This window comes from Polynucleobacter sp. 39-46-10 (genome assembly GCF_002282275.1).
Genome location: NZ_NCJB01000135.1, coordinates 1 through 5989, shown reverse-complemented (window position 1 = coordinate 5989; position 5989 = coordinate 1). Strand labels below are relative to the sequence as shown.

The 5989-nt window shown below is 46.9% G+C and carries 5 protein-coding genes; all 5 read right to left on the bottom strand.

The window, feature by feature from the left end:
* The coding region (locus B7X71_RS10710; protein ID WP_293600724.1) for an adenylosuccinate synthase at window positions 1–1275 on the bottom strand (1275 nt) is incomplete at its 3' end.
* A gap of 60 nt (window positions 1276–1335) precedes the next feature.
* Window positions 1336–2499, bottom strand: a complete 1164-nt coding sequence (locus tag B7X71_RS10705; RefSeq protein WP_293598571.1) for an ATP phosphoribosyltransferase regulatory subunit — start codon at window positions 2497–2499, stop codon at window positions 1336–1338.
* An 18-nt stretch (window positions 2500–2517) separates the two neighbouring features.
* Window positions 2518–3390, bottom strand: coding sequence for a protease modulator HflC (gene hflC / locus B7X71_RS10700; RefSeq protein ID WP_215300979.1), 873 nt, complete (start codon window positions 3388–3390; stop codon window positions 2518–2520).
* Window positions 3390–4892 carry an FtsH protease activity modulator HflK gene (gene hflK / locus B7X71_RS10695; protein WP_293598570.1) on the bottom strand — a complete coding sequence of 501 codons (1503 nt, stop codon included), beginning with the start codon at window positions 4890–4892 and terminating at the stop codon, window positions 3390–3392. Before hflK ends, hflC begins: the two co-directional genes overlap by 1 nt.
* Window positions 4885–5989: GTPase HflX (gene hflX / locus B7X71_RS10690; protein WP_293600723.1), on the bottom strand; the 1105-nt coding region annotated here is incomplete at its 5' end. The genes hflX and hflK, both read right to left, overlap by 8 nt.

The window sequence follows — 5989 nt, the reverse complement described above, 5'->3', positions numbered from 1 at the left end:
GATCGGCTTTCCTGCAACTTCTTCGATACGACGCAGGAACTTCTGTGCCTCTATTGGGAGTTTGTCCCATTCACGAATACCAAAAGTAGTTCCCTTCCAGCCTGGGAAATCCTCATAAATTGGTTCACAGCGCGCAACAGCTTCGGCGCCACGCGGTAATACATCTAATGTTTGACCATCCAGCTTGTAACCTACACAAAGGCGAATAGTCTCAAAGCCATCCAATACGTCTAGCTTGGTAATACACAGGCCAGACAGACCATTAATCTGAATTGAGCGCTTAAGAGCGGCAGCATCTAACCAACCAGTACGGCGTGGGCGACCAGTAACAGAACCAAACTCTTTGCCGACTTCAGCCAAACGAACGCCAACAGGATCTTGTTTAGCGGCATTATCAAAATCATACAGCTCGCTTGGGAATGGACCAGCGCCAACACGAGTGCAATAGGCCTTCGTAATGCCCAAAATATATTGCAAAGAATCTGGACCAACACCAGAGCCAGCAGCCGCATTACCTGCCACGCAGTTGCTTGAAGTGACATATGGGTAAGTACCATGATCAATGTCGAGCAAAGTGCCTTGCGCACCTTCAAACAATAAATTTTGACCTGCCTGCTCTGCTGCATATAAAGCACTAGAGACATCAACTACCATGGGCTTAATGCGCTCGGCATAAGACATGGCTTCTTCAAAAGTCTTTTGGTAGTCAACCGGTTCAGCACCGTAGTAGTTGGTGAGCATGAAGTTGTGATACTCCAAGTTCTCACGCAATTGCGCTGCAAACTTTTCTGGGTAAAACAAATCTTGAACTCGTAAGGCGCGACGAGCAACTTTATCTTCGTAAGCCGGCCCGATTCCACGACCGGTTGTACCAATCTTGGCATCGCCGCGCTTTTTCTCGCGAGCATGATCAATCGCTACGTGATACGGGAGAATCAATGTCGTTGCCTCAGAAATCTTCAAACGGGATTGAACATCCAGTCCAGCAGCCTCTAGCTCGCCGATTTCTTTAAAGAGCGCCTCTGGTGAGAGCACTACACCATTACCAATATAGCAAATGACATTTTTGTGCATGATTCCAGATGGAATCAAACGCAGAATAGTTTTTTTGTCGCCAATGATCAGGGTGTGACCTGCATTATGTCCACCCTGAAAACGCACAACCGCTTGAGCATGATCAGTTAACCAATCGACTACTTTGCCTTTGCCCTCATCACCCCATTGGGTGCCGATGACAACGACGTTACGACCATGAGCTTGTTGCTTTGAAGACATAATAAAATCCAAAAGGTAATTACAGAATTAGTACGTTATTAATGAAGCTTTATTTCTTTTTTATTTCTTTTTTATTTCCCATGAGCTGCCCTGCTTTACTAGCTCTCGATCACAAAGATACTCAGCAGTTTCCACAGCATCACCATTCATTTCCTGAATAACTACTTCACCAGCTTGACGCAGCTCAGCAAGCTTACTAGCTAGGCTTGCATCGATAATCCAGGGCGCTAAGATGGCAGGCTTTCTTTGCGCAGCAGGCGCTAGATTAGCTAGGGTCAATAAATCCATTGAAAAACCAGTGGCAGGACGAGGACGTCCAAATGCTTGACCAACATGATCGTATCTACCACCACGAGCGATAGGCTGAGGCAACTTATCTACATAAGCCGCGAACATCACACCACTGTGATATTGATAACCACGTAAGTCTGCTAGATCAATACTAAGCTCAACATTATTGGGTAGTGCAGCAGTTGCAGCAACTAGCATTTCCAATTGAGCTAAGGCATCGTCAATGAGGGGGTGTTTCGGCAGTGCATTTTTAGCGCTCACCAATACTTGCGTGCAAGGGCCATTCAACTCAGTCAGCGCCATTAAGGCTTCGGCTGATTTAGCAGGTAAAGCTTTAGCCCAAATCGCTAAACGGGGACGATCCTTACTTTGTAGTAGGCCATAAAGAGTTTCGACATCACTCTTATCTAAGTTTTGCCCATCCAGGATGCCTTCGAGCACACCTGCATGTGAAAGATCTAAATACACTTTGTTTAGATCAGCAAGAGCCAAAGTCTGCAGTAGCAAAGTGACCGCCTCAAAATCAGCTTCCCATCCTGCGCAGCCATAAATTTCAGCGCCAATTTGCAACTCTTCCCGAGCAGAACTACCCACGGGTGTACGAGCATGTGCAATTGATCCCGCATAGCAAAGACGGGTTACACCTTGGCGATTCAATAAATGCGCATCAATCCGCGCAACTTGTGGGGTCATGTCAGCGCGCAGACCCAAGGTACGACCAGACAACTGATCAACCAACTTAAAAGTTTGTAAGTTGAGATCTGAACCAGTGCCGGTTAGCAGTGAATCTAGAAACTCCAGAATCGGTGGCGCAACAAGCTCATAACCATAGGTCTGATACAAATCGAGGATGGCACGACGCAGAGACTCTACTTTTCGAGCCTCGGCTGGTAAAACATCAGCAATATCTTCAGGAAGCAACCAACGATTCATGATCCGAAATGTTCACTCTTAATTTTTTTTGTGCAGGAACTTGAAGAATTCACCATTAGGCTCGACTACCATGACATCCTTCTTATCCTTGAAGGAGCTGCGGTAAGCCTGAAGACTTTGGTAGAACTGTGCGAACTGTGGATCGCGCCCAAATGCCTCTGCATATAGCGAAGTGGCTTTTGCATCACCAGAACCTTTAATCTTCTGCGCTTCACGATAAGCTTCAGCCAAAATAGTGTCACGCTGACGCTCAGCATTTGCTCGAATCTTGTCAGACTCTGCAGCACCAGTTGAACGTAACTCGTTAGCAACGCGTTTACGCTCAGCTTCCATACGTCTGTATACAGAGTCACTAATTTCAGCCAAGAGGTCAACACGCTTGAGGCGAACATCGACAATTTCAACACCGATATCAGAGGCATCATCAGCTACTTTTTTACGAATCCCCTGCATCACTTGTTCACGTTGATCTGAGATGATTTCCCGGACTGTTCGCTTGGTGAACTCTTCGTTTAGTGCTGAACGCACTAATTGTGTAAGTCGATCTTGCGCTAAACGTTCATCACCTTTAAAGCTAACGAAGAATTTACGAGGATCAACAATGCGCCATTTAACGTAAGAGTCAACTAAGAGATTTTTCTTTTCGGAAGTAATAAAGCGCTCTGCTTCAGGAGTATCAATCGTCAAAATACGACGATCGAAAAAGCGAACATTTTCAAACGGTGCTGGGTACTTCAATTGCAGACCAGGCTGTTCAATCACCCTGACAATTTGCCCGAAAGCAAACACCACCGCAAAGTTGCGCTGATCTACGACAAAAATACTAGAAGCCAGTACATACCCGAGAGTTATCAGACCAGCGATAGCAGCTAAGAGACGATTTGCGTTCATTATCTTGCATCCCCTCTATCACGGCTTCTTAAGCCGTCGCGTTTTTCGGCAGCACCAATACTCGGAGCATTACTCGAGCTTGGGCTAGTTACGTTGTTGCTAAATGGAGCGGCTGGATTACCTGTCGCGCCACCCACTGTTACTGATCCGGTAGGTGTAGAAGCTGAGACCTGACCAGCAGCAACTTGTGCACTCTCAGCGCTAACTTGCGCAATGATCTTATCTAGCGGCAGATAGAGCATGCTGTTGCTCTTAGTAGTGTCTACCAAGACTTTGGAAACGTTGTTGTACATCTCGCGCATGCTATCAATGTACATACGGTCACGAGTCACACCAGGTGCCTTTGCATACTCAGTCAAGACTTGCTTGAAGCGATTTGCATCACCCTCTGCAGTCGCAACCACTCTAGCCTTGTAACCTTCAGCCTCTTGAATCAGTCGATCAGCTGTACCTTTTGCACGAGGAATAATATCGTTAGCGTATGCCTGCCCTTCGCTCTTAAGACGCTCCTGGTCTTGCCCTGCTTTTACAGCATCGTCAAATGCTGCTTGCACTTGCTCTGGAGGCTGAACGTTTTGAACGGTCACGCTCGTAACGTAGATACCAGTTTTATAGCTATCTAGAATTTTCTGTATCGAGGCAGCCAAATCAATCGCAATCTTTTCACGACCTTCGTATAAAACAGTATCCATCTTGCTACGCGCAACGATTTCACGCACTGCAGTTTCTGCAGCCTGAACCACAGTCATATCGGGATCACGATTATTAAATAAATAATCTGTTGGATCTTTTAAACGATACTGAACTGCAAAACGCACATCAATGATGTTTTCATCTTCAGTCAGCATTGAGGTATCTTTTTGATTAGTTGCTTTAATCAAAATTGAACGCCCAACCTCTACAGAACGCACCCCTGAGACATTTACAGTTTGCTCTGCCTGGACAGGCCAAGGCATACGCCAGTTAATACCAGGGCCAGACGTGTAAGAGTACTTACCGAAGGTAGTCACTACCCCAGACTGACCCTCTTGGATCATGTAAAAACCACTTAAAAGCCATATTAATCCCACGCCACCAGCAACCAAAATCACGCTTGCTCTTGAGCCAAAGGGATTGCTGAAGTTGAAGTTAGGTGCACTCATGCCACCACCACCGTTATTGCCACCGCCATTACCGCGCTGGGATGGAGGTGGAATGTCAGTGCTGTTTGGCTTGTTTGCAGGCTTGCTTGAGCCGCCTGGCTTTTTCTTACCGCCAAATAAACTGCCTAGGCGGTCATTAAAGTCACGCCATAGCTCATCTAAATCTGGAGGACCGTCTGGTCGTGCAGGCCGATTCTGCGGTTGAGTTTCAACAGGCTTATCCGCATCTGGCTTCGCCGGATCAACTTTTGGGTTTTGGTCGGAGCTTTGACCCTCTTTCGCATCTTTAGATCCACTGCCTGGGTGACTATTACCCCAGCCTGGATCATTGACCGAGAACAGCTCAAGAAATTTACGCATCGTTTGGTGAATATTTTCGGTTAGGAATTGGGTTAAATTCGGAAGTCTCTGGTCGTTCGGGTAAAGGAGCTAAAAACTCGTCTGGATCCATTTGGACCTTAGCGCGATTCTGCTCGATCCTTATTCTATCAGTCATTTGAGAGCATTCAGCCAGCGCTGAGCGCAATAAATCAAGGCCAAGGCCAGTCTTGGCGGAAAGGAAAACCTGGCTCGGGATTCCCTCCGAATCGCGGACCAAAACAGCCCCCTCCGTAAAGGTCTGAGGCATCTGGTCAATCTTGTTCATGACCTCAATTCGAGGGATGTCATCAGCGCCAATTTCTCGTAAAACCGCCTCTACTTCGGCCTTTTGCTCCCTAGCTACAGGGCTGCAGGCATCGATAACATGCAAAATGAGGTCTGCATGGATCGTTTCATCCAAAGTAGCCCTGAAGGCCTCCACCAGCTGGTGGGGCAATTCCCGGATAAAACCTACTGTATCGGAGACCACAATAGAGCCCACTTCATCCAAATGGACTTTTCGGGAGGTGGTGTCCAGGGTCGCAAACAGCTGATCTGCCGCATATGTCCCTGCTTTTGTAAGGGCATTAAATAGTGTGGATTTACCCGCATTGGTGTAGCCAACCAGGGATACAGAAAAGACATCTTTACGATTGCGTGCCCTTCTTTGGGTTCTTTGCTGGCGCTGAAGCTTCTCAAGTTCTGTTTCTAGGCGCTTAGCCTTAGTTGCCAGCATCCGTCGATCAAGCTCCATCTGGGTTTCACCAGGGCCACCACGAACACCAATACCACCTCGTTGGCGCTCTAGGTGGCTCCAGGCTCGCACCAATCTAGACATGCGATAACGCACTTGGGCTAGCTCAACCTGAGTTTTACCAATATGGCTTTGTGCTCTTTGACTAAAAATATCCAAAATCAGGCCTGTACGGTCCATGACATGAAAACCAATATGGCGCTCTAGATTACGTTGCTGTGTTGGCGATAAGGGATGATTAAAAATAACTAATTCAGCACCTTGCTCTTCCATCACTTTTTTAACTTCATTCGCTTTACCAGAGCCAATAAATAAAGCGGGATCCGTTTTACCCTTACGGGCA